This window comes from uncultured Bradyrhizobium sp., from assembly GCF_936928535.1.
Lineage (GTDB): Bacteria > Pseudomonadota > Alphaproteobacteria > Rhizobiales > Xanthobacteraceae > Bradyrhizobium.
Window position 1 is genome coordinate 1 of record NZ_CAKZHY010000154.1, and the last position, 23890, is coordinate 23890.

Here is a 23890-nt window from a genome sequence, read left to right on the forward strand (position 1 = left end):
TGCCGCCCATCGAGCCGGTACCGGCCGCTCCGGCTCCGACGCCCGCGCCCCCCGTTCCGGCACCAGCGCCCGCACCCGCTCCGCCTGCTCCCCCGGCGCCGCCGCCTGCTCCGCCGCCGGCACCCTGTGCGTGGGCGAAACCGATCGACGCTCCGGCAAGCAAGGCGCATAGGGTCAGCGAGAAAATTGTCTTCCGCATTGTTCAACTCCTGATGATGATGTGCCGGTCAACCGGAGCCGGATGCGGACGTTCCTAAATTGGTTGTCATCCTCCGTGACAGCATTGATGCTTGCCCTTTTGGGGAACAATTCGTAAGCCATGGTCAGCCGAACGGTCATCTTTCCGGGCTCGAGCATTGAGCGGCGCGGTTCGGCTGACGTGATGGAGGATCTCATGCGAATCGCCATTCTGGTTGTTGTCATGGTGGCGGGGCTTTCTTCCGCAGCACGCGCTGACCGCGACTATCCCTGGTGCGTCATGGGCGGAGAGCTCGGCGCGTCCGGCGATTGCATGTATGAAACGCGAGAGCAGTGCCTGGCCTCGGCGTCCGGACGATGGAACCTCTATTGCGATATCAACCCGCGTGTGAGGTACAGAGAGATGGCTCCGCAGCCGGCTCCGCGTTCGCGCCGGACGCAGAGATCGCAGTAAGGCGGGCAAGCGCTCGGGGGTGGCGCCGTCCGTTGCTGCAAGCAGGATCCACCAAGGTCTTCGGAGTCACATGATGCGCGCGCTTCCCTTTCTCCTCCTCGCCTTGATCGCAATTTCTGCGGCCACGCCGGCCGCCGCTCAACGGTTCAGCGGCAATTATCCGGTGTGCCTTCAGAGATGGGAGTGGGGCGGCGCCAACTATATTTCCTGCCAGTATAATTCGTGGGAGCAGTGCCAGGCGACCGCTGCGGGCCAGTCCGCCATGTGCTTGCTAAACCCATATGTGCAACAACGGCCGCCTGAGCCGGTCCGCGCTCCGCGTCCCCGATATTAGGCGCGGATTGCGCTTGTATCGTCAGGCGTGACGACCGGCACCTTCACTAACACCCCCTGCAAATCCCGCTGATCTTGCGGTCGACATTGGCATCCTCCTGGTCGAGCAAATCCAGCGGCCCCGTGGGGCGAACATCTGATACGTGCGGTTGGCGATGGCCGACCGGCGCCGTCCAGGGCCTCGTGGTGGTTTCCTTGCCGATCGCTGAGGCATGAAAGGATTGCGCCGACGCGGCGTTCATCGCCGATATGAGTGCGAGCACGAGCGACAGCTTCGAGGTGATCATCGCAGCCTCCAAATGTGTCCGCGCGATGCGCGGTTCTGACATTCAGATTTGCGTCGAATGACCGTTATTCCGACCATAGCGAAGGCGTGATGTTGCTGTCGCGGCCTTGAGGAATGAGGTTGGTCAGACCGGTGCCTTGCGCCCGATCAGGCCGAACACGATCATGACGAGGCTGATGCCGCCGCCGGCGCCGGAGACTTCTCCGACTGTGCGCATCAGTGCGACGGGATCATTGGACCACAGCGTCATGTCGCGCATCGACAGGAAGAACAGCGCGGCCAGCACCAGCAGCACCGCGCCTACCGCAATCAATCGCCAGTTTCGTCGTCGCATGGGCGATGCTCCCCTTGTCGCCCGTGAATGGGCGAGACGTTCCTCTGCCGGGAATAGTGTCGTTGAAGCGGGGTCGGGTTCAATCGGAACGGTGGCCTCTCCCCACCAGACGGCGGGTTCAACGGTGTTGTGATGGCGGGCGTCCGCGCCTTCGTTTACGATCGGAACGATCCGGATTTCGAAAGGCACGAGGATGCAGACCATTGGCCTGATCGGGGGCATGAGCTGGGAGAGCACCGCGCTCTACTACAAGCTCATCAACGAGCGCGTCCGTGATCGTATGGGCAAGCTGCATTCGGCTCCGCTGCTGCTGTACTCCTACGACTTCCAGGGCATCAAGGAGATGCAATATGCCGGCCGCTGGGCGGACGCGGCGGCGAGCCTCGCCGAGGTCGCGCAGCGGCTCCAACGCAGCGGTGCACGCGCGATCGTGCTGTGCACCAACACGATGCACAAGCTGGCGCCGGATATCATGTCGAACGTGACCATTCCTTTCATCCACATCGGCGATGCGACCGCGCAGCGCATTAGGGCCGGGGGATATCGGCGGGTCGGCCTACTCGGGACAAAGTTCACGATGGAGGAAGATTTCTACATCGACCGGCTGCGCGCGCATGATCTCGATGTCCTCATTCCCGACGCGGACGAGCGGGCCGACGTGAACCGCATCATCTACGACGAGCTGTGCCTTGGTGTTGTGGCCGATGCCTCGCGCCGCCGCTATCAAGACGTGATGGCCGCGCTGGTCGCGCGGGGCGCCGAATGCATCATCCTCGGCTGCACCGAGATCACGATGCTGGTGGGGCCGGCAGACACGTCGGTCGAGACGTTCGACACGACGGCGATTCACGCCGAGGCGGCGGCGGATTTCGCGATCGGGTGAGGCGAACGTCGGCAGCAGGCGTGCGTGCGGACTTGCTCGTCGATTGGGCCCGGCACGCAAACGTCACAGCCAGTTATCTTCGACAAAGCACCAGATCAATCCGCAGGTGAGGGCTAATCCTGCCAGAAGCTTATGCGGGCTCACGATCAGGATGCCGGGTATTGGCACCGCGCCGTAGGAGAGAAGCAGCCAGATTGCGATGGTCGCCAGGGGCACCACCACGAGCCCCTCGACTCGCTTAAATCCAAGAAGGCGATCGGGCAGCCAGAACACGGCCACGATCGCCAGCCCGATCGCTCCGATCAGGATAACGAGGTAGAGGCCGTATGCGACGGCCATGGCGAGCGTGTGCATCCGTCGGATCCGGTGAATATCGCGCCTATCGTGATGGCGCAGCGGTTAACGACACGTTGCATGCCGGCTGATGGCCGGGGACTTGCCTTGGGCTGGCAACCTTCTGCTTAAGCTTGGATCGGACGCGGGAGCGGGCCGCTTACTAGGCCCGACGCAACTTCGCAGATCGGCCAAAATCCAGACACAGGCGCTGGACTTGGCCCCAATCAGCCTAATTCAGTGTGAACAGACCAAGCGCGGCGCGAACATCGCGGAGAGTGGCGTCAGTTATCTCCCGGGCTCGCTCCGTGCCACGCTTGACTTCCTGTAGGACATAGCCGGGATCGCGAGCCAGGACGCGGCGACGGTCTCGGATTGGCGCGAGAAGCGCCTGCAGCACGTCGTCCAGACGTTTCTTCACAATGCTGTCGCCCAGACCGCCGCGGATGTAGTGTGCCTTCAATTCCTCAACCGCGCTGTGATCTTCATCGAAGGCATCCAGGTACGTGAAGACCACGTTGCCTTCCACGCAGCCCGGATCGGACGCCCTCAGATGGTTGGGATCAGTGAACATGCGCCGGACAGCCTCATGTATTTCATCGGCCGTGGCGGATAGCGGAATGGTATTGCCCTGTGACTTGCTCATCTTGGCTTTGCCGTCGATGCCGGGAAGACGCCCGACGCGCGGAATAAGCGCGTGAGCTTCCGGCAACACGTCGACACCAGCTTGGCGATTGATCCGGCGAACGACCTCGTTGGTTTGCTCGATCAAGGGGGCTTGATCGTCCCCAACCGGGACAATCGTCGCCTTGAAACCCGTGATGTCCGCGGCCTGAGCAACGGGATAGCAGAGAAAGCCCGCGGGAATATCTCTGCCGAAGCCTCGCGCCTGAATTTCTTCCTTGATGGTTGGATTGCGCTCAAGCCGCGCCACCGTGACAAAGTTCATGTACAGCAGGGTCAAATCGGCCAATGCAGGAAGATGAGACTGAAGACAGATCGTGCTCTGGTTCGGGTCGATGCCGACGGCAAGGTAGTCTGTCGCGATCTCCAGGACATTGTCACGCACCCGACCGGGATTGTGGGCGTTGTCGGTGAGCGCTTGGGTATCCGCCAACAGCAGATACTGCTGGTGCGTTGACTGTAGGGCGAGGCGGCTCTTCAACGAACCAAGGTAGTGCCCCAGGTGCAACGGCCCGGTTGTTCTGTCGCCGGTCAAAACAACAGGAAGGGCGGATGAGGAATCCTGCATCGTGGTCTCCAGATTTAGGAGCCACCGTTCAATCGGACTTTTGATGAAGCAACCTCGCGAGCCGATGAACGGCGGCGACGGTTGATAATGACAAATCCGTGCCGCTCCTAAGTGGAGCGCCACCACAAGTTCGCGGATGTGATCGAGACAGTCATGTAGACGATATTGATGAAACTTGCCGGGAAAGCAAGTCTTCTGAGGTCGCTGAGGCCTTGCAGGAGGATGGTCGTCGCCAAGATGCCAAATAAACGCATGTTAGGTGCGCCATACTCGAGACATGCAACTGCTGCGGATCATGCCCTGCAATCTGCTCTGGGTCGCAAGCGGTCTTCGCGAAAAGAAGCTTGGCGGGTCGGCTCACCGCCCGGGAGCCGACCGTCAGCGGACCTGGGGTCCGGATCTGACATCAGGGCCGATGTTGATTTGCTGTCACCTGCCGGCCGGGAGCGCTTCGGCGCTCTTGCTCCGCAAAAGCGTATCGGACGGAAGTTCTCCAAACGTAACCTTATAGAGCTGCGATAGCTCTCCCATGTGCGAAAATCCGTTTGCGAAGGCGGCCGTCGAAACCGACGTTGCCGGCATGCCGCGTGCGAGTTGTGCTCGTAGCGACCAAAGCCTTTTGTTGCGGAGATGCTGATGCAAGCTCGCTCCGTGGATTGTCTGAACCGCGAGCTGCAGCGTTCGAATGGACGTTCCCAGCTCTTTGGCCAAGGCTTCGCTGTAAAGCGGCATCTCTGGATGCGCGCGCGCAAATTCATCGAGCTTCGAAACCAGCTTGCGATGTCTTTCGTAAGCGCGTTGGCCCGCGTGTCGATCGCTCCTCAGGATCAGTAGATCATCCAGAGCATTCATCAACTCGTCGCGAAGCGATTCGGCAACCAATGCAAACTGCCGATGATGCATTGAGGTACAAGACAAGGCCAAGGCGCGTCGGATGACATGTTGCAGACGCGACAGGTGCTCGCTGCTCGCATTGTGCAGATGCAATTGCCCTTCCGACTCCTCCCAGCCGCGATTCTGCATGTCGGAAGAGAACCGGATGACAGCAAAGGTATTCGGAGCCGGCTCGCGCAGATCGAGCAGAATCTCGCTCCTGAGCAATCCGACTTCGGACGAGCTCCATGTTTTCCCGTTGAACACAGCGTGTGTTTGGTTGGTCATCGGTACGACAACCGTGCAACCCATCGCATTCATCATGCCCGAGAGGGTGCGAGGCGATGTTTGCTCGAGCATGAGGAGCGCGCCTGGTATTGCGGTAATCGCGCGGCCGTAAAAATACGGCCCAAGCAGAGCGTGGCGCTCAATATCCATAAATCCGATAGCCCTGAATTCCTCGGGGCTTGAGGCGCGTTGCAGTCTCAGATGGGCAGATTGCTTCAGCTTCGAGAATGGCACGAGATAGCACCGGGCTGTCGAGCAGGATCGATTCTCACCGAATTCCGATAAGCACGTTCGTTGTCGTTATATGACTATCAGCATACTATCAATAAAATCATTAATGAGAGGAAACGCCACATGTCCAATGTCGCGTCCTTCAACCGACGACCGGCATCAACCGCTTCCGTTGCAACGGAGCGCCTGCGTGGCATCTCGACCGTGGTCGAAACCTTCATATCCCGCACGCAAATAGAGCGTCTTACGCCAGGCGAGATGGCGAGAATCTTGCGCATTTTCGATACCGCCAACGCATGCATCCGTATCGTCCTGTCGGATTTCAGCAAAGAACCGGCGGTTCATCAGCTGATCGAGCAGTCCCACGGAATTAAAGTGCTGATCAGAACCGCCAGGGAGCGCTTAGACGGCTTGGCTGTTGCTCCGTCCGATGGTCGATCGGTTTAGAGGCACGAACCGCCTGCGGCACGAAGATACCGGTTACGTCCGTTGTTTCTGGAGCTGCAGCAGCGCGCGTCAGAATAATGACCGGATCACAGCAAACCCGCCGATTTCCGATAGCAAGCGCAAGCGAGATTTAAGGCCTGCCATGTAGCAATGCTGACGCTCGGGTTTCTAGTTGGGGGACGTCGGTGCTGTTTCGTCTGACCATTTCGCGCGCGATCATTGTCTTCGGTATTGCCGTCGTCCTGGGGCTCGCCGCCATCATTGGCACCAGCAACTACGCGCTTCAGCAAATCAAGGTGGGCGGGCCGGTATATGACAGGATCAAGCTAGGCAACGACCTGATCGCGGACATCCTGCCGCCGCCAGAATACGTGATCGAAGCCTATCTGGAGGCAACGCTTGCGCTGCGTGACCCCACCCGGCATGCTGAGCACCGCGAGCGGTTGACGCAGCTTCGGAAAGATTACGACGATCGACGCGAGTTCTGGTCGAAGTCCGGACTCGAATCGGCGTTGAAATCGCTCTTGATCGAGAAGTCGGACGCCGAGGTCGGTCGCTTCTGGAAGGCCATCGAGGAAGGCTTGCTGCCGGCCTTGGCCGACGGAAAGACCGAGGCCGCGCTCGCGGCTTACGACACGGCAACTTCGGCCTACAAGGCGCATCGCGCTATCATCGACGACGTCGTCAAAAGGACGTCGGATGCGAACACGGCGGCCGAGGCCAGCGCGTCGTCAACGGTCAGCGCTCTTTCCAACGCAGTGTGGGGCGTGTCCGCCGTGGTGGTTCTGATGATCTGCGCCGGACTTATTGGCGTGGTGCTGGGTGTCGTACGTCCGATCGGTGCCATGACCTCCGCGATGGAGCGGCTTGCCGGTGGTGACCTCGACGCTCACGTCCCCTCCGCCTCGCGCCAGGACGAAATTGGTGCAATGGCGCAGGCCGTGCAGGTGTTCAAGGACAATGCCGCGCGTGTCCGCGAGATGGAAACCGATCAATCCGCACAGCGCGTTCGTGCCGAGCAGGAGCGCAAGGCGGAGTTCGCGCGCATGGCAGACGAATTCGAAGCGACGGTCGGCAGCGTCGTCGGCACCGTCTCGTCGGTATCCTCGGACATCGCGGCGACTGCGGTCACGCTTGCCGATGCCGCTCGATCGACCCGCACGCTGACGGAAGGGGTCTCCATCGCGTCGGAGAGCTCGTCCAAGAGCGTCGGCTCGGCCGCGGCGGCGTCCGAGGAAATGGCGGCTTCTGTTGGCGAGATCGGCCGCCAGGTCGACGAAGCCAACCGGATCACGAGTGCCGCCGTCGGCCAGGCGCAACGCACCAACGAGCTGGTGGCCGCATTGTCGGGGGCCGCAAGTCGCATCGGCGAGGTCATCAAGATGATCACGGCGGTCGCGGAGCAGACCAATCTGCTGGCTCTCAACGCCACCATTGAAGCAGCACGTGCCGGCGAAGCAGGACGCGGCTTCGCCGTGGTTGCCAGCGAAGTCAAGGCTCTGTCGGCGCAGACGGCGAAGGCAACCGATGAAATCGGCACTCAGATCACCCAGATGCAGGCCGCGACCGAGGCATCGGTCGAGGCCATCCAACAAATCGGCAGCACGATCTCGCGTCTCTCGGAGATTTCGACGACGATTGCCGCAGCCGTGGAGGAGCAAGGCGCGGCGACGCGGGAAATCGCCCGCGGCGTGCAGCAGGCCGCAGACGGGAGCGACGAGGTCGTCAACAGCATCCAGCAAGTGAATCGCGGCGCGGTCGATACGGGAACGGCGGCTGACAGGGTCCACGGCGCGTCGAAAACGCTGGGCGTCGAGACCGACCGCCTGACAAAGGCGGTTCAACGGTTCGCGGAGACAATAAGGGCAGCTTGATCATCGGTGCATGCCGGCCTCGCAGGTCGGTCTGAAGCTGACTGTCATCGGCCTGCCCACGTTCCCCCAGCCGACGAGCGCGCCGACGTCAACCGCATCATCTACGACGAACTGTGCCGCGTCGTCGTCGCCGATGCGTCGCCCAGCCGCTCCCAACCGTGATGGCCGCGCTGGTCGCATCAGGCGCCGAGTGCATCATCATCGGCTGGCGTCAGTCGGGACCCTCGAAACGACGGTGATTCACGCCGGGACGGCGGCGGATTTCGCGATTGGGTGAGGGGCCGGTTGGCGCATCCGCTAATTCGCGCTGCCCGCCGCAGCCGAGTGGGCGACGACGATCGCCTTGTCGGACGGCGCAGGCAGGGGCTGGTTGGTATCGATCACGACACGTTCCGGTCCCTTCATGGCAGACTGGATGCGGATCGGAGGCCGTGCGGGATCAGGTTCGGTAAAGTGCCCAGGCGATGCGGCCGGCAGCAGAGCGCCTGCCATCCAGAGCAGGCCGAGCAGTATGGCGCCGACCGACAGAAAATAGCCACGCAGGGGGAAGGCGCTTTCCGTCGCCCTGCCGGCGCGCATGATCAAGGATTGCCGGCTCACGGCACGCGGCTCCGGATGGTCATATCACTCGGTCTCATCGTCAGATGCTCCACGGTCGTCGATGCTTGCGCGCGAGCTCGGTATCGAGATAGCCGCGCTCGTCGAGCCAATCGGCCGGACAATAGGTTGCGATTTTCTCATCGATCGCCAATCCGTCGCGTTTGAGCGCCGACCGGGTCCCGGTGATTCCGGTCCACACGGCTTCGCCGCTGTCCGGGTCCATTTCGATCACGTCGAAGACTTCGATGTAGTTCAGCATGGTCGGGGCGCCTTGCGTCCTCTCACGCGGTGTGCGTGAGATTGTCGGATTGGAGAGGCGCAACGCCTCTGCGCGCTAGCTCGAACTCGATCATGTCGAACACGCATTCGACCGGCGCGATCCAGACATTGACCCAGTAGATGATGCAATCGCGGGCGATCAGCAGAGCCGGCGTCATGCGATCGTCCTCCGCGCGAGCCTGATAGGGCTGGGCTTGCGCTCGCCGGGCGAATGAACCCAGGCGATCGTCGCGATCGTGATCCCGAGCGTGAGGCTCATCGCCACAAGGCACAGGGCGACGACGACATTCAGCGATGCCGCGGCGAGCCCGGGGATCGGATTTTCCCGCATCAAGGCGAACAGCAGGCTTGACATTCTCCATCTCCTAAATAAAATAAACCGTATAGTTCATATAAATCGCGCGCCGCATCGATGTCAAGACAAGGACCTCACAAGCGCGTGTGCAGACCGGGCGGCAAGGCTCGCCCGCATACGAGAGCCTCAGGCAGAGCAAGGAACTGACAATGAATAGATCGATCCCGGCGCTGTTCGCAGCAGCCCTGATCACGCTTGGCAGCGCAGCCGCTTCCGCGCAGGAGAACCAGGGCACCGCGGAGCAGAGGGCGGCCTGTACGCCTGACGCGTTTCGTCTCTGCAGCGCCTACATTCCTGATCCCTCGGGAGTCGAAGCTTGTCTACGACAGAGGAAGTCGAACCTGAGCGAAGCATGCAAGGCCGTGTTCGAGCAGGCGAGTACCGGACCGATCAGGGGAAGGTAAAGAGCGACGGAGACAAGAGCGATCCCATGAGCACGATGTACATACCTGCCCTGGCCGCCTTTGGAGGCTCCGCATTCGGCGCAGTCTCGACCATCGTCAGTGGATGGTTTAGCGGGCGCCGCAAGCGTCGCGAGCGACATCATGCCCGCTCATTCTCGACGCGCGAACATCTGTATCATAGCTTCATCGAGGAGGCATCCCGGCTCTATGCCGAGGCGCTGGTCAAGGATCAAACCGAGATCCCGCAACTGGTCAGCCTCTATACGCTGGTCGGACGCATGCGGATCTTGTCGAGCAACGAGGTCGTTCAGGCCGCCGAGAGAGCCGGCCACTTGATCATCGAAACATATCTGTCGCCAAACCGCACCTTTATCGATCTGCCCAGATTCATCGAGGAAATGGATCCGCTCCGCGCTTTCGGGGAGGCCTGTCGCCGCGAGTTGATAGAGCTTGCGGCGGAGTGAGAGCGGTCATACGCGCTTTTACGACCAGTCCGTTTCGCAGGCCGCCAGGAAAAAGCCGACGCGCTCGCGTACGAACCCGGGAAGCTCCTTCTTCAGGTCTTTCGGCGTCTCGCCGACCAGCGAGCGAAACAGCATCGGAAGCAGAATCAGGTCGAGGAAGATCTGTGCGGTGGCTCGGCTTCGCTTGGCGCTGAAAGGGCCTCTCGGGTTGCGGGCGAGCTTTTGCGTGACATCGTCCAGCAACTGCGACACCGCGTTCAGGGAGCGATCGCGGGCGGCGTCGTGGACGTTGCGACTGAGTTCGGGAAACCGCTGCGATTCCGCGATCGTTGCGCGCACCATGCCTAGTGATTCCTCGATCACCCGGTCGACGATGGCTGTGCCGAGGCTCATCAACTTGTCCTCGATGGTGCGGCCTTCGGGCGAGAAGCCCTCGAAGTCCGTCAAGCCGTCGATGGTGCGCGCCACCACCGCCGCGAACAGCGCCTCCTTGCCGGGGAAGTGGGCGTAGATGGTCGGCTTGCTTGCAGGCGCTAGCTCGGAAATGTCGTCGATGCTGGCGCTGCGGTAGCCCTTCTCCAGAAACAGCTGCTGGGCCGCATCGAGAATGCGCGCCTGCGCGTCGCCGGCCAGATCCTTGGGTGGTCTGCCTCGCTTGGTCTTCTTCATTCTTGCAGCTCCGAAAATCACGAGTCTGTGCGGATCGCTTTCCCGCTTGACACGGTCTGCGAGGAAAGGCAAGAAAAAGAAAATATACGGTATAGTTTATTAATCCAGATCGCCGACGTTGTCGACCTTGCGGGTGCTCCCGAACGATCGGGGCCGCCAAGCCGGGCCATGCGACGCCGATGTCCGAGCCGAAAGAGGAGAATGTCGTGACTGTCTTGAACCCAGACTCGTCCGGCTTGCAGCACGGTGTGCTGCTGCGCGAGTTGCACCACAGGGTCACCAACGGTGTTGCCTTTGCCATCGACCTCGTCTCCGCCGCCGCGATCCGGACCGAGGGGACGGAAGCCAAGCGCGCGCTCAGCGATGTCGTCGAGCTGCTGCATGGCTACGCCGACGTGCATCGTTCGCTGACGAGGCCTGCGGGCGACACGCTGATCCACGCCGCCACCTCCATTCGCAAGCTGGGCTGGGGCATGCGCCGGGCGGTCCTTAACCGGATGGATATTCAATTGGCCTTCGCGACCCAGTCCCTTGCGCTTCAGCCGGAGCGAAGCTGGCAGCTCGGGCTGATCGTCCATGAGATCGTGATGCATGCGGCGAGGCACGCTTGCTTCGACGGGCGGGAAGGGCAGATCAGGGTCAAGCTGACGCGCATCGGCGCGCTGGTGAACTGCGTGATTCTCGACAACGGCACGCGTCCCGCGCGGGAGGTTTCCGATCGCGAATTGCGAATTGCGAAGGACATTGCACGGGCGCTAGGCGGCCGGATCGAACAGGGCTTTGGCGCCGAATTCACCTCGATCGTTCTGTCATTTCCGCTAACCGAGCGCGAGAGGGACGCAAACTGGACCATCGCCACCCGCCAGATGCGGGCTCCTCGCCGCACGCGCGCTACCGCTTCCAGCGAAACGTTGCTCAGCGCGAGCGCGCCGGATCCGCTTGGCCGGCTGTTGTCACCTTCCCATCACACGGTTGCGCCATGACCATCCAGACCCACCTCATCCGCATCGTTCGAACGCCGAATACGGCAAAGCGCGTCGCCGCAGCGGTGCTTGCCAGCATTGCGCTGGCTGGCTGCAACGATCGCGCCGCGCAGACCACCCCACGGGCGACGCTGGTGCGGACCGTGATAGCGCAGCCGCGCGAGCGGCAAGCCTCCCTCACATTGACGGGAGAGGTTCAGGCCCGCTTCCGTGCCGACCTTTCCTTCCGCGTCGGTGGACGTGTGGTCGCCCGCGATGTCGAGGTCGGCACTCACGTCAACAAGGGCTTCGTCCTGGCTCGCCTGGATCCGGCTGAGCAGGCGGCCGACGTGGATGCTGCGACCGCGGCAGTGGCCTCCGCCGAAGCTCAGCTGCGCGTGGCGAAGGCGACGTTCGAGCGTCAGAAAGCGCTGATCGCAAGCGGCTTCACCACCCGCACGGTCTACGACCAGGCCGAGGAAGGGCTGCGAACGGCGGAGGGCGTGCTGGACGCGGCCAGGGCGCAGCTCGGCACCTCGCAGGATGCGCTGGGCCATACCGTCCTTCGCGCCGAAGCCGATGGCGTGATTACCGCGCGAAATCTCGAGGTCGGTCAGGTCGTGCCGGCCGCGCAACCCGTGTTCTCGCTCGCGCAGGACGGGGAACGCGATGCCGTCTTTGACGTCTATGAATCCGCCTTCCTTGGCCAGACCGACAGTCGCCGCGTCAGGCTGGCGCTGGTCTCCGATCCCAACGTGACTGCGACAGGCGAGGTGAGAGAGATTTCACCCGTTATCGACGCGAAGAGCTCCACGATCCGCGTCAAGGTGTCCATCGAAAATCCGCCGGCCGCAATGACGCTGGGCAGCGCCGTCGCCGGAACGGTGAAGGCGAAAGCTCAGCAGGAGATCGCTCTGCCCTGGAGTGCACTGATGGCCGCGGGCAGGAAGCCTGCCGTCTGGACCGTCGATCCGAAGACGCGGACAACGTCGCTGAAGCCGGTCACGGTCGGCGCATACGAGGCCGGTCAGGTGCTGATCAAGGCAGGCCTCGAGCCAGGCGAGCGCGTCGTCGTCGATGGCGGCAAGCTTCTCAGCGCGGGCCAGGCCGTCACCGAAGAAGGAGACCGGTCATGAAGCCACAGGTAATGATGATCGCAGGTGCGCTCGCGGCGGCTGCGTTACTCGCTGGCTGCCAGCAGGAGGCAAAAGCGCCCGAGCCCGTGCGGCCGGTGCTCTCGATGCTGGCGAGGCCGGACAGTGGCGAGCGCACGCTTGCCGTCGGCGTCGTCGAGCCGCGCTACAAGACTAACCTTGGCTTTCGCGTGCTCGGACGAATGACCTCGCGTCCGGTCTATGTCGGCGACATCGTCAAGGAAGGACAGGTTGTCGGCACGATCGATCCCACCGCACTCGATCTTGCCGTTCGCGCAGCCAAGGCGCAACTGGCGAAGGCCGAGGCGCAGCTTGCGACGGCTAGGGCCACGGAGGCGCGGCAGCGCACGCTCATCACCAGCGATGCGACCACCAGGCAGACGCTCGATAATGCCGAGCAGGCCCGCGCCGGCGCCGAAGCGAGCGTCGCGCAGGAGCAGGCGAACCTGACCAAGGCGATCGAGCAGTTCGGCTATGCCCAGATCAAGGCCGACTTCGGCGGCGTTGTCACCGCTGTCGGCGCCGAAGTCGGCCAGGTGGCCTCCCCGGGTCAAACCGTGGTGACGGTCGCGCGGCCGGACGTCAGGGAGGCCGTCGTCGATATCGGCGAAGACCTCCCCGGGCCGCTCGAGATTGGTCTTCCGTTCATCGTCAGCCTGCAGCTTCTTCCCGCGGTTCAGGTTGCGGGCAAGATTCGCGAAATCGCGCCGCAAGCCGATGCGGTGACGCGGCTGCGACGCGTTCGGATCGCGCTGGACAACCCGCCCGAAAGCTTCCGTCTCGGCGCAACCGTCACAGCAACGCTGGGCAAGGATCAGGGCAAGGTCATGCGCCTGCCCGCATCAGCCGTGCTTGCCGCTGATGGCGCCGATTTTGTCTGGGTGGTCGATCAGTCCACCAGCACCGTCTCCTTGCAGAAAATCGGCGGCGTCGCCGAACCGGCGGGCATCCGCGTCACCGGCGGGCTTGCCGCCGGCGCGCGAATCGTCACCGCCGGAATTCACAGCCTCAAGCCTGGACAGCGCGTCCGCATCGAACAGGATCAAGAGCCATGAAGTCGTTCAACCTTTCCGACTGGGCGCTCGGTCATCGCTCGCTTGTCTGGTATTTCATGGTCGCCTTTATGGCGGCGGGGCTCTTTGCCTACCTTCAACTGGGTCGACAAGAGGATCCTGACTTCACCATCAAGACGATGGTGATCCAGGCCCAGTGGCCGGGCGCCTCGCCCGAGGAGATGACGCGTCAGGTCACCGACCGGATCGAGAAGAAGCTGGAGGAGCTCGAATCGCTCGACTACACCAAGAGCGTGACGGTCGCAGGCCAGACCACCGTCTTCGTCTACTTGCGTGATTCGACCAAGGCGGCCGACGTCAAGCCGACCTGGGTGCGCGTCCGCAACATGATCGCCGACATCAGGGGCGATTTCCCGCCAGGCGTGATCGGACCCGGCTTCAACGACCGCTTCGGCGACGTGTTCGGCAACGTCTATGCCTTCACCAGCGACGGCTTGAGCCAGCGACAGCTCCGCGATCAGGTCGAGGACATTCGCGCCAAGGTGCTGACGGTGCCTGACGTCGGCAAGGTCGACATTCTCGGCGCGCAGGACGAGGTCATCTATCTCGAATTCTCCACGCGCAAGATCGCCGCCCTCGGCCTCGACGTCCACGCCATCATGAATTCGCTGCAGGGCCAGAACGCGGTGGCGCCATCAGGCGTGTTCCAGGAGGGGCCGGAGCGGATCAGTGTTCGCGTCAACGGCCAGTTCACATCGGAGGCCAGCCTCAAGGCCGTCAATCTTCGCATCAACGATCGCTTCTTCCCGCTGACCGATGTTGCGACCATCACGCGCGGTTACGCCGATCCGCCGTCGACCCTGTTCAGATACAACGGTCAGCCCGCCATCGCGCTCGCGATCGGCATGAAATCCGGCGCCAATTTGCTCCAGTTCGGCGAGGCGCTGAAGGAGGAGATGACGAAGATCATCGCCGACCTTCCGATCGGCGTCGGTGTCCACCTCGTTGCCGACCAGCCCGTCGTGGTCGAACATGCCGTCTCGGGCTTCACCGAAGCGCTGTTCGAGGCCGTGATCATCGTGCTCGGCATCAGCTTCCTCAGCCTTGGCGTGCGCGCCGGGCTCGTGGTCGCCATCGCCATTCCGCTCGTGCTCGCGATCACCTTCGTCGTGATGGCCTATTGCGGCATCTCGCTGCAGCGCATTTCGCTGGGCGCCCTGATCATCGCGCTTGGCCTGTTGGTCGACGATGCCATGATCGCGGTCGAGATGATGGTGGCGCGGCTCGAGATCGGCGATCCCCTGGAGAAGGCGGCGACCCACGTCTATACCTCGACCGCGTTTCCGATGTTGACGGGAACGCTCGTCACCGTGGCCGGCTTCATCCCGATCGGGCTCAACAGCAGCAATGCCGGTGAGTTCACCTTCACCCTGTTCGTGGTGATCGCGGTGTCGTTGATCGTCTCGTGGATTGTGGCCGTCCTGTTCACGCCGCTGCTCGGCGTCACCATTCTACCCGCGAGGATGAAGGGACATCACGAGCAGAAGGGCCGCGTCGCGCAGATGTTCGCGCGCCTCCTCCTGTTCTGCATGCATCATCGCTGGAGTACCGTCGCCGTGACGGCCGGCGCCTTCCTCCTGGCCTCGGTCGGCTTGCAGTTCGTGCAGCAGCAGTTCTTTCCCTCGTCCGATCGCGCCGAGCTCGTGATCGACTGGAATCTGCCGCAGAACGCGTCGATCGCCGACACCAACGCCCAGATGACACGCTTCGAGCACGAGCAGTTGCAGGGCAACGATTCGGTCGAGCACTGGTCCACCTATGTCGGCACCGGCGCGCCCCGCTTCGTGCTGTCGTTCGATTTGCAGACCGCCAACACCTGGTTCGGCCAGCAGGTGATCGTCACCAAGGGTGGCATCGCCGCCCGCGACAAGCTGAAGTCGCAGTTCGAGGATTACCTGAGGAAGACGTTCCCGGGCACCGACACCTACGTCAAGCTGCTCGAGGTCGGTCCGCCCGTCGGCCGTCCGGTGCAATACCGCCTGAGCGGGCCTGACGTCGCCGAGGTCCGCGACCTCTCGCAGAAGCTCGCCGGCGTCATCCGCAGCAGTCCTGATCTCGGCAATGTGGTGTTCGACTGGATGGAGCCGGCGCGCGTCGTCAAGGTGGACGTGCTCCAGGACAAGGCGCGCCAGCTCGGTGTCACCTCGGAAGACATCGCCACCACCGTCAACTCCGTGCTCCAGGGCACGCCGATCACGCAGGTCCGGGACAGCATCTATCTCGTCAATGTCACGGGGCGTGCGACCGCACTGGAGCGCGCCTCGATCGACACCTTGCGCGATCTGCAACTGACCGGGCTCGGCGGTCAATCGGTGCCGCTCGGGGCCGTCGCTACTCTGCGCTATGAGCTGGAGCAACCCACGATCTGGCGACGCGCGCGGATTCCGACCATCACGCTCAAGGCCGGCGTCGTCAGCAACGTTCAGCCGAAGACGATCGTCGACCAGCTCGCGCCGAAGGTGGCGGAGTTTGCGAAGCAGCTCCCCGCAGGCTATTTGATCAAGATCGGCGGCTCAGTTGAGGAGAGTGCGAAGAGCCAGGGACCGATCATCGCGGTCGTGCCGCTGATGCTGTTCGTCATGGCCACTGTGCTGATGGTGCAGTTGCAGAGCTTTTCGCGCCTGTTCCTGGTGTTCGCGGTCGCGCCGCTCGCCCTGATCGGCGTCGTCATGGCCATGCTGCCGAGCGGCGCGCCGCTGGGCTTTGTGGCCATCCTCGGCGTGCTGGCGCTCATTGGCATCCTGGTCCGCAACTCCGTGATCCTGATCGTGCAGATTGAGGATCTCAAAAAGGAGGGCAGACCCGCCTGGGATGCCGTGGTGGAAGCCACCGAGCACCGCATGCGGCCGATCTTGTTGACCGCGGCAGCCGCAAGCCTCGCGCTCATTCCGATCGCGCGCGAGATCTTCTGGGGTCCCATGGCCTACGCCATGATGGGCGGCATCATCGTCGGCACGTTGCTGACGCTGCTGTTCCTGCCGGCGCTGTATGTCGCGTGGTTCAGGATTCATCCTGAGCGCGGCGATGAATCATCGGGACCCCAGACGAGGGAGGCAGGCCATGGCGCCGCTTTGCCGGAGCCCGTTGTCGCGCACGGCGCGCCGGCGCCCGTTCTGGAGCCGGCACATGGCTGACGGTCAGCTACGCCGATCCTGCCATTATGCCTCTGTTTTGCCCGACGGAGCAAGCGATATTCGTAAAAATCGAAATTGTATGGTGCCGACAAGGCGTCGGCTACTGTGCATGGGGTTGTTTTCGAGATTCGCGTGACACGGCCTGACTCCACGGCCGGTCCCTGATCGGCCTCAGCTGTCGACCTTCAGCGCGGCAATGAAGGCTTCCTGCGGGATGTCGACCTTGCCGAACTGCCGCATCTTCTTCTTGCCTTCCTTCTGCTTTTCCAGAAGTTTTCGTTTACGCGTGATGTCGCCGCCGTAACACTTCGCGGTGACGTCCTTGCGCAGCGCGCGCACGGTCTCGCGCGCGATCACCTTGCCACCGATCGCCGCCTGGATCGGGATCTGGAACATGTGCGGCGGGATCAGTTCCTTCATCTTCTCGACCATGGCGCGGCCGCGCCCTTCGGCGCGGGTGCGATGCACCAGCATGGAGAGCGCATCGACCGGCTCGGCATTGACCAGGATCTGCATCTTGACGAGGTCGGCCGGCTTGTAGTCGGTGAGATGATAGTCGAACGAGGCGTAGCCCTTGGAGACCGACTTGAGGCGGTCGTAGAAGTCGAACACGACTTCGTTGAGCGGCAGATCGTATTTCACCATGGCGCGGGAGCCGACATAGGTCAGCTCCTTCTGCGCGCCGCGGCGGTCCTGGCAGAGCTTGAGCACGCTGCCGAGATATTCGTCGGGCGTCATGATCGTCGCTTCGATCCAGGGCTCCTGGATCTCCTCGATCTTGACGACGTCGGGCATGTCGACCGGATTGTGGATCTCGAGCTCGGTGCCGTCGGTGAGCTTCATCTTGTAGATGACGCTCGGCGCGGTCGCGATCAGGTTCAGATCGAACTCGCGCGACAGCCGCTCCTGGATGATCTCGAGGTGCAGCAGGCCGAGGAAGCCGCAGCGGAAGCCGAAGCCGAGGGCGGCCGAGGTTTCCATCTCGAAGGAGAAGCTGGCGTCGTTCAGGCGCAGCTTGCCCATCGCGGCGCGCAGCGTCTCGAAGTCGTCGGCATCGACAGGGAACAGGCCGCAGAACACCACGGGGATCGCCGGCTTGAAGCCCGGCAGCATCTCGGTGACAGGCTTGCGGTCGTCGGTGATGGTGTCGCCGACTCGGGTGTCGGCGACTTCCTTGATCGCGGCGGTGATGAAGCCGATCTCGCCGGGGCCGAGCTCGTCGACCTGCTGCATCTTCGGCGTGAAGAAGCCGACGCGCTCGACGTCGTAGGCCGCGCCCGTGCCCATCATGCGCACGCGGCTTCCCTTCTTCATCACGCCGTCGACGATGCGTACGAGCACGACGACGCCGAGATAGACGTCGTACCAGCTGTCGACCAGTAGCGCCTTCAAGGTCGCGTCGCGATCGCCCTTCGGCGGCGGCAGGCGGGTAACGATGGCTTCGAGCACGTCGGGGATGCCGAGACCGGTCTTGGCCGAGATCATCACCGCGTCGGAAGCGTCGATGCCGATGACGTCCTCGATCTGCTGCTTGACCTTCTCGGGCTCGGCCGCGGGAAGGTCGACCTTGTTCAGGACGGGAACGATCTCGTGATTGTTGTCGAGCGCCTGGTAGACATTGGCGAGCGTCTGCGCCTCGACGCCCTGGCTGGCATCGACCACCAGCAGGGAACCTTCGCATGCCGCCAGCGACCGCGAGACCTCGTAGGCGAAGTCGACATGGCCGGGAGTGTCCATCAGGTTGAACACGTAATCCTTGCCGTCCTTGGCGTGGTAGGCGAGGCGCACCGTCTGCGCCTTGATGGTGATGCCGCGCTCGCGCTCGATGTCCATGGAATCGAGCACCTGCTCCTTGCCCGCCATTTCGCGGTCGGTGAGGCCGCCGGTCATCTGGATCAGGCGGTCGGCCAGCGTCGATTTGCCATGGTCGATATGGGCGACGATGGAGAAATTGCGGATGTTGGAAATGGGGACGGTCGTCATGGGCACGCGATACCACTCACATCCCCGTGCGGCAACCATATTGCTGTATTTTCAGGGCGTTTCTTCACGCCAAGCTGATTCCACCTGATGCCAAAACGCGCTACGCAAGCGCCCATGTCCAGGCTGATGTCAACGACCTCGATCCCCTCCGGCCGATCACGCGTAAAACCCCGGGTGAGCTTTGACCGCTTCCGGGCCTGGCTGGTTGCCTACGCGACCGACCCCTCCGCCCGGCTCTGGCTGGTGATCCAGTTTGCCATCCTCCATGCCGTGATCTGGACCTTCATCCTGATCAATCTCAAGGCAGCGCAGGACGTTCACATGGACGTCGCAGAAGCCTGGGGTTGGGGCCAGAAATTCCTGTGGGGCTATGGCAAGCATCCGCCGCTGTCGGGCTGGGTTGCGGGGCTGTGGTTCAAGGTCTTTCCCGCGACGGACTGGGCGACCTATGCGCTGGCGATGGCGACCGTCAGCGTCGGTATGGTGATTTGCTGGCTGGTCGCGATGCGCGTGGTCGATCCGCGCCGCGCCTTCCTGGTCATGGTGATGGTCGCGCTCTACCCGATCTTCAATTTCAAGGGTTTCAAATACAACCCCGATCTGCTTCAGCTCGTGACCTTGCCGCTCGTCGTGCTCGCCTATCTCAACGCGTTCGAGAAGCGGAGCTGGCTATCAGGGATCTGGCTAGGGCTCGCCGGCGCGCTGGCGCTGATGACCAAATACTGGGTGCTGACCATGATCGGCGCCATCGGCCTTGCCGCGCTGATCCATCCGGATCGCATGAGGTTCCTGCTGTCGCCGGCACCCTGGGTCGCGATCGCGACGATGCTGGTGGCGATGATCCCGCACATCGTCTGGCTGGCGGATTCGCATTTCGTGCCGCTGACCTATGCCGGCGATACCTACAGCACCGAGGACGCAAGCCTCGTGCATCAGCTCGTGCTCGGCTATGTCCTGCACAATGCCGGGTTGCTGGCGCTTCCCGTCGCGCTTGCGGCACTTGCGATGGCGCTGGTGCCGCCGTGGCGGACCCTGCTGTTGCGCGCACCCTCGCGCATCGTCACGCGGGCCTGGGCGCGCGGGGCCAATCCCGGTGTCAACGTTTCCCAGGCGCGTAACGTCTGGATCATCCAGATCATCGTCGCGGCCGGACCGCCGCTCGGCGCGTTCGTCTTCAGCGTCTACCTGAAGACCGATTGGGGCATCTCGCTGTTCTTCCTGGTGCCGCTCGCGCTGGTCGCCATACCGGCGTTGCGCGTGCAGAGCGCCGTGCTGTTCAACATCACCGCGATCTGGCTCGTGCTCAGCGTCGCGACGCTTGTCGCCTCGCCCTGGATCGCCGCGCGCGAGATGGCGGCGAACAAGGACAACACGGCGACCTATGGCGCGCGCTCCGAGCTCGCGCGCGAGCTGACGCAAGCCTGGCATTCCCGTTTCGCCTCGCGCTGGGCGGTCGTCGTCGGCACGATGGAGTCGATCCAGCCGATGGTGTTCTACAGCCCCGACCATCCGGTTGCGTTCATCCCGAACGAGGCGTGGTCCTCCGGGCTGTCGTCACTCGACGATGTCAAGAAATACGGCTTCATCGGCGTGTTCGATCCGACCGACGGCCGCCTGCCGGCGTTCGAGAAATGGGTGTCGGAGATCGCGCCGAACGCCGAGCGGATGGTGATGACGACGCGACGCTTCACCCACGGCAAGCCCGGGCCGGCGATGACGTGGAATGTCTACATCGCGCCGCCTGCGAAGTGACCGAAGGTCATTCCGGATCTGGTGCTTCGCACCATCCCGGAATGACGTTGAAGGTGTTAAACGCCTTCCTCGTTGAACTTGCTTTCAACGAGCTCGGTGATCGCTGCAATCGCAGCTTCCGCGTCGGTGCCGGCCGCCGCGACCGTGATGGTCGTCCCCGGTCCTGCGGCAAGCATCATCAGGCCCATGATCGAGGTGCCGCCGACGGTCTCGCCGCCGCGCGTCACCCACACCTGCGCGTTGAATCGCTCGACCGCCTGGACGAATTTCGCCGAGGCGCGGGCGTGCAGGCCACGCTTGTTGATGATCAGGAGCTCTTTGGAGATCGCGCCGGCGGGTACGCCAGTTCCGGCCTGTGGCGCGTCGTCGCTCATTTGCCGGCGAGCACGCGACTGGCAATGGTGACGTATTTGCGGCCGGCTTCCTGAGCCATCGCGATCGCGTCCGGCAGCGGGCGCTCCTCTCGCACCTTGGCAAGCTTCACCAGCATGGGCAGGTTGATGCCCGCGAGCACTTCGACCTTGGGCCGGCTCATGCAGGAAATCGCGAGATTCGACGGCGTGCCGCCGAACATGTCGGTGAGGATCGCAACACCATCGCCGGAATCGACGCGGTTAACCGCTTCGATGATGTCGCTTCGGCACAGATCGGAATCATCTTCAGCACCGATCGTGATCGCTTCGATTTGCTTTTGTGGACCCATCACGTGCTCAAGCGCCGCCTTGAATTCGTCGGCAAGGCGCCCGTGGGTCACAAGTACTAGACCAATCATCGGAAAACTCCCGCGGGCGCTTTTTGGTGCGCCGCACGAACGCGCCACTTTGACCATCCAGAGCCCCCGCGCAAGAGGGGATGTTGCGTATCTCCCTGAATCTAGACGGATGGATGAGGGGAGCTGCGCCGGTCTACTCGGTCGCGAGTGTGGGGTTCATATGGTTACCATTTCCCTTCAAACAATCGCCGCAGGCGTTAGTCGAAGGTTAACTCTTGGTAGTGGTCAAGGCCGCGACAACCAAGGGGAGGGGCGAATAGCCGCGGCCCACAGGGATTCGTGGTATTTCGACACCGAAAATGGTCGTTTTCAGCGATTCGGGCGCAGGCAGGCGTTCGGCGTCGTCAGCATCCAGATCGACGACGAGGCCGACCGTCGCATGCTCCACGAAGTCGCAGCGGCGGATTCCCAGGCCCCTGATCTCGATTAGGCCGGCCAACGGGCGGGCGGAGCGAACCTCAATTTCGTCGCTGACTGTCGCCAGATGGACACGGTCGTCGCCGACCAAAACCGCGTCTTCGATCACCCCTGCGCGTCCCGCCATGATCAAATCGAAGGCAAGGCGCGATTTGCCGGCGCCTGATGGCCCACGGATCAGCACAGCCACGGACCCGACCTTGACCGCGGATGCGTGAACGCTCGGCCCGCCTTCGTTCAAGCGGTCTTGGCTCATAACGCCGGCAGCCTCACCACGAAGCGCGCGCCGGCAACTGTCGGCGTTCCGTCTTCGTCGGTGGGGCCGGCGCGGTTCTCGGCCCAGATCCGACCGCCATGGGCGTCGACGATCTGCTTGGAGATCGAGAGGCCGAGGCCCGAGTTCTGGCCGAAGCCCTGATGCGGCCGGTCGGTATAGAAGCGCTCGAAGATGCGCTCCAGCGCGTCGTCGCGGATACCGGGGCCGTCGTCGTCGACCACGATCTCGATCTCGCCGCGGATACGGCGGCAGGTCAGGCGCACCTTGCTGCCGGCTTCCGAGAAGGACTGGGCGTTGGAGAGCAGGTTGGAGACCACTTGGCCGAGCCGCGAATCATGGCCGGTCACCGAGAACGTATCGGTCGGGCTACGGCCCTCGAAGCGCGCCTCGACGGCGACGTCGTGGCCGAGCTTGGTTTCATTGGCGACCGCAACCAGCGTGCCGAGCAACCGCTTGAGATCGACCGGGATCGCATCCTGGCGCTGCAATTCGGCATCGAGCCGGCTCGCGTCGGAGATATCGGAGATCAGCCGGTCGAGCCGCTTGACGTCGTGCTCGATCACCTCGAGCAGGCGAGCGCGGCTGTTCTCGTTACGCGCCAGCGGCATCGTCTCGACGGCGGAGCGCAGCGAGGTCAGCGGGTTCTTCAGCTCATGGGCGACGTCGGCGGCGAACATCTCGATCGCCTCGATCCGCTTGTAGAGCGCGTTGGTCATGTCGCGCAGCGCGCCGGAGAGGTGGCCGATCTCGTCGCGGCGGCGGGTAAAGTCGGGAATCTCGACGCGGGTCTTGATGCGGCGGCGGACGCGTTCGGCGCTGTCTGCGAGCCGGCGCACCGGACCCGCGATCGTGCTCGCCAGCAGCAGCGACAGCATGATCATGACCGCTGCAGCGACGCCGCCGACCTTGAGGATGGCGAGGCGCTCGGCCGTGACCATCTGATCGATTTCATCGCCCTGGGTCGACAGCATCAGCGCGCCGTGAATGGCGCGCGAGCGCTGCACCGGGACGGCGACCGAGACGATCACCTCGCCGCGCGAATTGACCCGAACCATCGAGCGCTTCTGGCCGTGGAGCGCGTCGGCGACCTCGACATAGCCGTTGCCATTTTCGCGCCCGAGCTCGCGATAGAGCGGCAGGTCGCCGCGGTTCAGCCAGGTACGCACCGCGGCCATACCGCGTTCGACCAGGCCTGGCTTGTCCGACAGCGGCGGCAGCGGAATGCCGCGCACGATATCGAGATCACGGCTGTCGAGCAGCACGGTCCCATTCGGATCGAAAATCCGCGCGCGGGTCTTGGTCGGCGAGATCAGCGTGCTCAACACCGGCGCCACGCGCTCGGGGTTGATCGGAAAATCCAGCGAGTCATCCACGCCTCCGTAGCTCTCGCCCAGCTTGAGGTCGAGCAGCCGCTCGGGATCGACGGTGATCGCGTTGGTCTGCACCGTTGCGGATGCGCCGATGGCGCCGGCGATGATCTCGGCCTGCACCAAAAGGCTCTGCGCGCGCGCGTCGATCAGGCCGGCGCGGAACTGCGACAGGTACAGGATGCTTGCGACCAGCGCGACCAGGCCGGCAAGGTTGAGCGAGACGATGCGGCGGGTCAGGCTCGAGAACGACAGTGCGAAGAAGAACTGCCCGGCGCGCTTGAGCCAGTTCAGCGGCCCCCAGCCTTTCGCGACCGGCTTGTCCTCATGGTCCGACGCGCCGTGGGATGCAACGTCCTCGGCGTTCGAACTCGGATCAGGCAGCGTTCGGTCAAGCAATGCTTACGCCCGCGTTAGGACAGCTCGTTGCGACGGTCCCCGC

The 23890-nt window shown here is 63.1% G+C and carries 27 protein-coding genes and 1 pseudogene; 12 read left to right on the forward strand and 16 right to left on the reverse strand.

The window, feature by feature from the left end; genetic code table 11:
- A partial coding sequence (locus Q0687_RS29245; protein WP_298884905.1) for a hypothetical protein occupies positions 1-199 on the reverse strand: 199 nt, incomplete at its 3' end.
- 195 nt (positions 200-394) lie between these two features.
- On the opposite strand from Q0687_RS29245, the gene Q0687_RS29250 reads away from it, so the two are divergent.
- A complete protein-coding gene (locus Q0687_RS29250) occupies positions 395-652 on the forward strand; it encodes a DUF3551 domain-containing protein (RefSeq protein WP_298884907.1) in 258 nt (85 codons plus the stop codon).
- 73 nt (positions 653-725) lie between these two features.
- Entirely contained in the window at positions 726-986 is a 261-nt protein-coding gene (locus Q0687_RS29255) for a DUF3551 domain-containing protein (RefSeq protein WP_298884941.1), read from the forward strand.
- Between the two features lie 46 nt (positions 987-1032).
- Here the strand turns inward: Q0687_RS29255 and Q0687_RS29260 are convergent, their stop codons facing one another.
- Positions 1033-1272 carry a hypothetical protein gene (locus tag Q0687_RS29260; protein WP_298884908.1) on the reverse strand — a complete coding sequence of 80 codons (240 nt, stop codon included), beginning with the start codon at positions 1270-1272 and terminating at the stop codon, positions 1033-1035.
- A gap of 123 nt (positions 1273-1395) precedes the next feature.
- Entirely contained in the window at positions 1396-1605 is a 210-nt protein-coding gene (locus tag Q0687_RS29265) for a hypothetical protein (protein ID WP_298884909.1), read from the reverse strand.
- 193 nt (positions 1606-1798) lie between these two features.
- Here Q0687_RS29265 and Q0687_RS29270 point away from each other — a divergent pair, with 193 nt between their 5' ends.
- Positions 1799-2488, forward strand: a complete 690-nt coding sequence (locus Q0687_RS29270) for an aspartate/glutamate racemase family protein (RefSeq protein WP_298884910.1) — start codon at positions 1799-1801, stop codon at positions 2486-2488.
- Between the two features lie 63 nt (positions 2489-2551).
- Here the strand turns inward: Q0687_RS29270 and Q0687_RS29275 are convergent, their stop codons facing one another.
- From Q0687_RS29275 to Q0687_RS29285, 3 genes are all read right to left on the reverse strand, one after another.
- The gene (locus tag Q0687_RS29275; protein ID WP_298884912.1) at positions 2552-2842 is read right to left on the reverse strand and encodes a hypothetical protein; all 291 of its coding nucleotides are present in this window, start codon (positions 2840-2842) and stop codon (positions 2552-2554) included.
- A gap of 211 nt (positions 2843-3053) precedes the next feature.
- The gene (gene trpS / locus Q0687_RS29280; RefSeq protein WP_298884914.1) at positions 3054-4073 is read right to left on the reverse strand and encodes a tryptophan--tRNA ligase; all 1020 of its coding nucleotides are present in this window, start codon (positions 4071-4073) and stop codon (positions 3054-3056) included.
- A gap of 429 nt (positions 4074-4502) precedes the next feature.
- Positions 4503-5468: an AraC family transcriptional regulator gene (locus tag Q0687_RS29285; RefSeq protein WP_298884916.1), complete on the reverse strand. Its 966-nt coding sequence runs from the start codon at positions 5466-5468 to the stop codon at positions 4503-4505.
- Between the two features lie 120 nt (positions 5469-5588).
- Here Q0687_RS29285 and Q0687_RS29290 point away from each other — a divergent pair, with 120 nt between their 5' ends.
- Both Q0687_RS29290 and Q0687_RS29295 read left to right on the forward strand, forming a co-directional pair.
- Entirely contained in the window at positions 5589-5912 is a 324-nt protein-coding gene (locus Q0687_RS29290; RefSeq protein ID WP_298884919.1) for a hypothetical protein, read from the forward strand.
- A 185-nt stretch (positions 5913-6097) separates the two neighbouring features.
- A complete protein-coding gene (locus Q0687_RS29295) occupies positions 6098-7786 on the forward strand; it encodes a methyl-accepting chemotaxis protein (protein WP_298884921.1) in 1689 nt (562 codons plus the stop codon).
- A 297-nt stretch (positions 7787-8083) separates the two neighbouring features.
- On the opposite strand, the gene Q0687_RS29300 is transcribed toward Q0687_RS29295, so the two are convergent.
- Genes Q0687_RS29300 through Q0687_RS29315 form a run of 4 tightly spaced genes read right to left on the reverse strand, consistent with a single transcriptional unit; the run spans position 8084 to position 9020 of the window.
- Positions 8084-8386 (reverse strand): hypothetical protein, encoded by a 303-nt coding sequence (locus tag Q0687_RS29300; protein WP_298884923.1) that lies wholly within the window; start codon positions 8384-8386, stop codon positions 8084-8086.
- A 40-nt stretch (positions 8387-8426) separates the two neighbouring features.
- The gene (locus Q0687_RS29305) at positions 8427-8645 is read right to left on the reverse strand and encodes a hypothetical protein (protein ID WP_298884924.1); all 219 of its coding nucleotides are present in this window, start codon (positions 8643-8645) and stop codon (positions 8427-8429) included.
- A gap of 22 nt (positions 8646-8667) precedes the next feature.
- Positions 8668-8823 carry a hypothetical protein gene (locus Q0687_RS29310; protein WP_298884925.1) on the reverse strand — a complete coding sequence of 52 codons (156 nt, stop codon included), beginning with the start codon at positions 8821-8823 and terminating at the stop codon, positions 8668-8670.
- Positions 8820-9020 carry a hypothetical protein gene (locus Q0687_RS29315; RefSeq protein WP_298884926.1) on the reverse strand — a complete coding sequence of 67 codons (201 nt, stop codon included), beginning with the start codon at positions 9018-9020 and terminating at the stop codon, positions 8820-8822. Before Q0687_RS29315 ends, Q0687_RS29310 begins: the two co-directional genes overlap by 4 nt.
- A gap of 149 nt (positions 9021-9169) precedes the next feature.
- On the opposite strand from Q0687_RS29315, the gene Q0687_RS29320 reads away from it, so the two are divergent.
- Together Q0687_RS29320 and Q0687_RS29325 are read left to right on the forward strand one after the other, a co-directional pair.
- Positions 9170-9424 carry a hypothetical protein gene (locus Q0687_RS29320; RefSeq protein WP_298884927.1) on the forward strand — a complete coding sequence of 85 codons (255 nt, stop codon included), beginning with the start codon at positions 9170-9172 and terminating at the stop codon, positions 9422-9424.
- 26 nt (positions 9425-9450) lie between these two features.
- Positions 9451-9888: a hypothetical protein gene (locus Q0687_RS29325; RefSeq protein ID WP_298884928.1), complete on the forward strand. Its 438-nt coding sequence runs from the start codon at positions 9451-9453 to the stop codon at positions 9886-9888.
- A gap of 18 nt (positions 9889-9906) precedes the next feature.
- On the opposite strand, the gene Q0687_RS29330 is transcribed toward Q0687_RS29325, so the two are convergent.
- Positions 9907-10557, reverse strand: a complete 651-nt coding sequence (locus Q0687_RS29330; RefSeq protein WP_298884929.1) for a TetR/AcrR family transcriptional regulator — start codon at positions 10555-10557, stop codon at positions 9907-9909.
- Positions 10558-10763: 206 nt separating this feature from the next.
- On the opposite strand from Q0687_RS29330, the gene Q0687_RS29335 reads away from it, so the two are divergent.
- From Q0687_RS29335 to Q0687_RS29350, 4 genes are read left to right on the forward strand one after another with little or no spacing between them, the layout of a single operon-like run.
- Entirely contained in the window at positions 10764-11540 is a 777-nt protein-coding gene (locus Q0687_RS29335; protein ID WP_298884930.1) for a sensor histidine kinase, read from the forward strand.
- Complete coding sequence (locus tag Q0687_RS29340) at positions 11537-12655, forward strand: efflux RND transporter periplasmic adaptor subunit (protein WP_298884931.1); 1119 nt, start codon at positions 11537-11539, stop codon at positions 12653-12655. Before Q0687_RS29335 ends, Q0687_RS29340 begins: the two co-directional genes overlap by 4 nt.
- A complete protein-coding gene (locus Q0687_RS29345) occupies positions 12652-13728 on the forward strand; it encodes an efflux RND transporter periplasmic adaptor subunit (protein ID WP_298884932.1) in 1077 nt (358 codons plus the stop codon). The genes Q0687_RS29340 and Q0687_RS29345 overlap by 4 nt, the downstream gene beginning before the upstream one ends.
- Positions 13725-16880 carry an efflux RND transporter permease subunit gene (locus Q0687_RS29350; protein WP_298884933.1) on the forward strand — a complete coding sequence of 1052 codons (3156 nt, stop codon included), beginning with the start codon at positions 13725-13727 and terminating at the stop codon, positions 16878-16880. The genes Q0687_RS29345 and Q0687_RS29350 overlap by 4 nt, the downstream gene beginning before the upstream one ends.
- Positions 16881-17051: 171 nt before the next feature.
- Here the strand turns inward: Q0687_RS29350 and lepA are convergent, their stop codons facing one another.
- On the reverse strand, positions 17052-18863 hold the full coding sequence (lepA, locus tag Q0687_RS29355; protein WP_298884934.1) for a translation elongation factor 4: 1812 nt from the start codon (positions 18861-18863) through the stop codon (positions 17052-17054).
- A gap of 126 nt (positions 18864-18989) precedes the next feature.
- Between lepA and Q0687_RS29360 the strand changes: the two genes are divergently transcribed.
- Positions 18990-20615, forward strand: a complete 1626-nt coding sequence (locus tag Q0687_RS29360) for a glycosyltransferase family 39 protein (protein WP_298884942.1) — start codon at positions 18990-18992, stop codon at positions 20613-20615.
- Between the two features lie 56 nt (positions 20616-20671).
- Here the strand turns inward: Q0687_RS29360 and Q0687_RS29365 are convergent, their stop codons facing one another.
- From Q0687_RS29365 to Q0687_RS29380, 4 genes and pseudogenes are all read right to left on the reverse strand, one after another.
- The gene (locus Q0687_RS29365) at positions 20672-20989 is read right to left on the reverse strand and encodes an HPr family phosphocarrier protein (RefSeq protein WP_298884935.1); all 318 of its coding nucleotides are present in this window, start codon (positions 20987-20989) and stop codon (positions 20672-20674) included.
- Positions 20986-21387 (reverse strand): PTS sugar transporter subunit IIA, encoded by a 402-nt coding sequence (locus Q0687_RS29370; RefSeq protein WP_007597752.1) that lies wholly within the window; start codon positions 21385-21387, stop codon positions 20986-20988. Before Q0687_RS29370 ends, Q0687_RS29365 begins: the two co-directional genes overlap by 4 nt.
- Positions 21388-21520: 133 nt before the next feature.
- A pseudogene (locus Q0687_RS29375) lies at positions 21521-22045 on the reverse strand (HPr kinase/phosphatase C-terminal domain-containing protein).
- A gap of 11 nt (positions 22046-22056) precedes the next feature.
- Positions 22057-23847, reverse strand: coding sequence for a sensor histidine kinase (locus tag Q0687_RS29380; protein ID WP_298884937.1), 1791 nt, complete (start codon positions 23845-23847; stop codon positions 22057-22059).
- Positions 23848-23890: the final 43 nt, after the last annotated feature.

Bases quoted from the DNA above. Each gene is read 5' to 3' on its own strand.
- Q0687_RS29250 (WP_298884907.1), top strand. From the start codon at position 395: ATGCGAATCGCCATTCTGGTTGTTGTCATGGTGGCGGGGCTTTCTTCC.
- Q0687_RS29255 (WP_298884941.1), top strand. From the start codon at position 726: ATGCGCGCGCTTCCCTTTCTCCTCCTCGCCTTGATCGCAATTTCTGCG.
- Q0687_RS29260 (WP_298884908.1), bottom strand. From the start codon at position 1,272: ATGATCACCTCGAAGCTGTCGCTCGTGCTCGCACTCATATCGGCGATG.
- Q0687_RS29265 (WP_298884909.1), bottom strand. From the start codon at position 1,605: ATGCGACGACGAAACTGGCGATTGATTGCGGTAGGCGCGGTGCTGCTG.
- Q0687_RS29270 (WP_298884910.1), top strand. From the start codon at position 1,799: ATGCAGACCATTGGCCTGATCGGGGGCATGAGCTGGGAGAGCACCGCG.
- Q0687_RS29275 (WP_298884912.1), bottom strand. From the start codon at position 2,842: ATGCACACGCTCGCCATGGCCGTCGCATACGGCCTCTACCTCGTTATC.
- trpS (WP_298884914.1), bottom strand. From the start codon at position 4,073: ATGCAGGATTCCTCATCCGCCCTTCCTGTTGTTTTGACCGGCGACAGA.
- Q0687_RS29290 (WP_298884919.1), top strand. From the start codon at position 5,589: ATGTCCAATGTCGCGTCCTTCAACCGACGACCGGCATCAACCGCTTCC.
- Q0687_RS29305 (WP_298884924.1), bottom strand. From the start codon at position 8,645: ATGCTGAACTACATCGAAGTCTTCGACGTGATCGAAATGGACCCGGAC.
- Q0687_RS29310 (WP_298884925.1), bottom strand. From the start codon at position 8,823: ATGACGCCGGCTCTGCTGATCGCCCGCGATTGCATCATCTACTGGGTC.
- Q0687_RS29315 (WP_298884926.1), bottom strand. From the start codon at position 9,020: ATGTCAAGCCTGCTGTTCGCCTTGATGCGGGAAAATCCGATCCCCGGG.
- Q0687_RS29320 (WP_298884927.1), top strand. From the start codon at position 9,170: ATGAATAGATCGATCCCGGCGCTGTTCGCAGCAGCCCTGATCACGCTT.
- Q0687_RS29325 (WP_298884928.1), top strand. From the start codon at position 9,451: ATGAGCACGATGTACATACCTGCCCTGGCCGCCTTTGGAGGCTCCGCA.
- Q0687_RS29330 (WP_298884929.1), bottom strand. From the start codon at position 10,557: ATGAAGAAGACCAAGCGAGGCAGACCACCCAAGGATCTGGCCGGCGAC.
- Q0687_RS29340 (WP_298884931.1), top strand. From the start codon at position 11,537: ATGACCATCCAGACCCACCTCATCCGCATCGTTCGAACGCCGAATACG.
- Q0687_RS29345 (WP_298884932.1), top strand. From the start codon at position 12,652: ATGAAGCCACAGGTAATGATGATCGCAGGTGCGCTCGCGGCGGCTGCG.
- Q0687_RS29350 (WP_298884933.1), top strand. From the start codon at position 13,725: ATGAAGTCGTTCAACCTTTCCGACTGGGCGCTCGGTCATCGCTCGCTT.
- lepA (WP_298884934.1), bottom strand. From the start codon at position 18,863: ATGACGACCGTCCCCATTTCCAACATCCGCAATTTCTCCATCGTCGCC.
- Q0687_RS29360 (WP_298884942.1), top strand. From the start codon at position 18,990: ATGTCAACGACCTCGATCCCCTCCGGCCGATCACGCGTAAAACCCCGG.
- Q0687_RS29365 (WP_298884935.1), bottom strand. From the start codon at position 20,989: ATGAGCGACGACGCGCCACAGGCCGGAACTGGCGTACCCGCCGGCGCG.
- Q0687_RS29370 (WP_007597752.1), bottom strand. From the start codon at position 21,387: ATGATTGGTCTAGTACTTGTGACCCACGGGCGCCTTGCCGACGAATTC.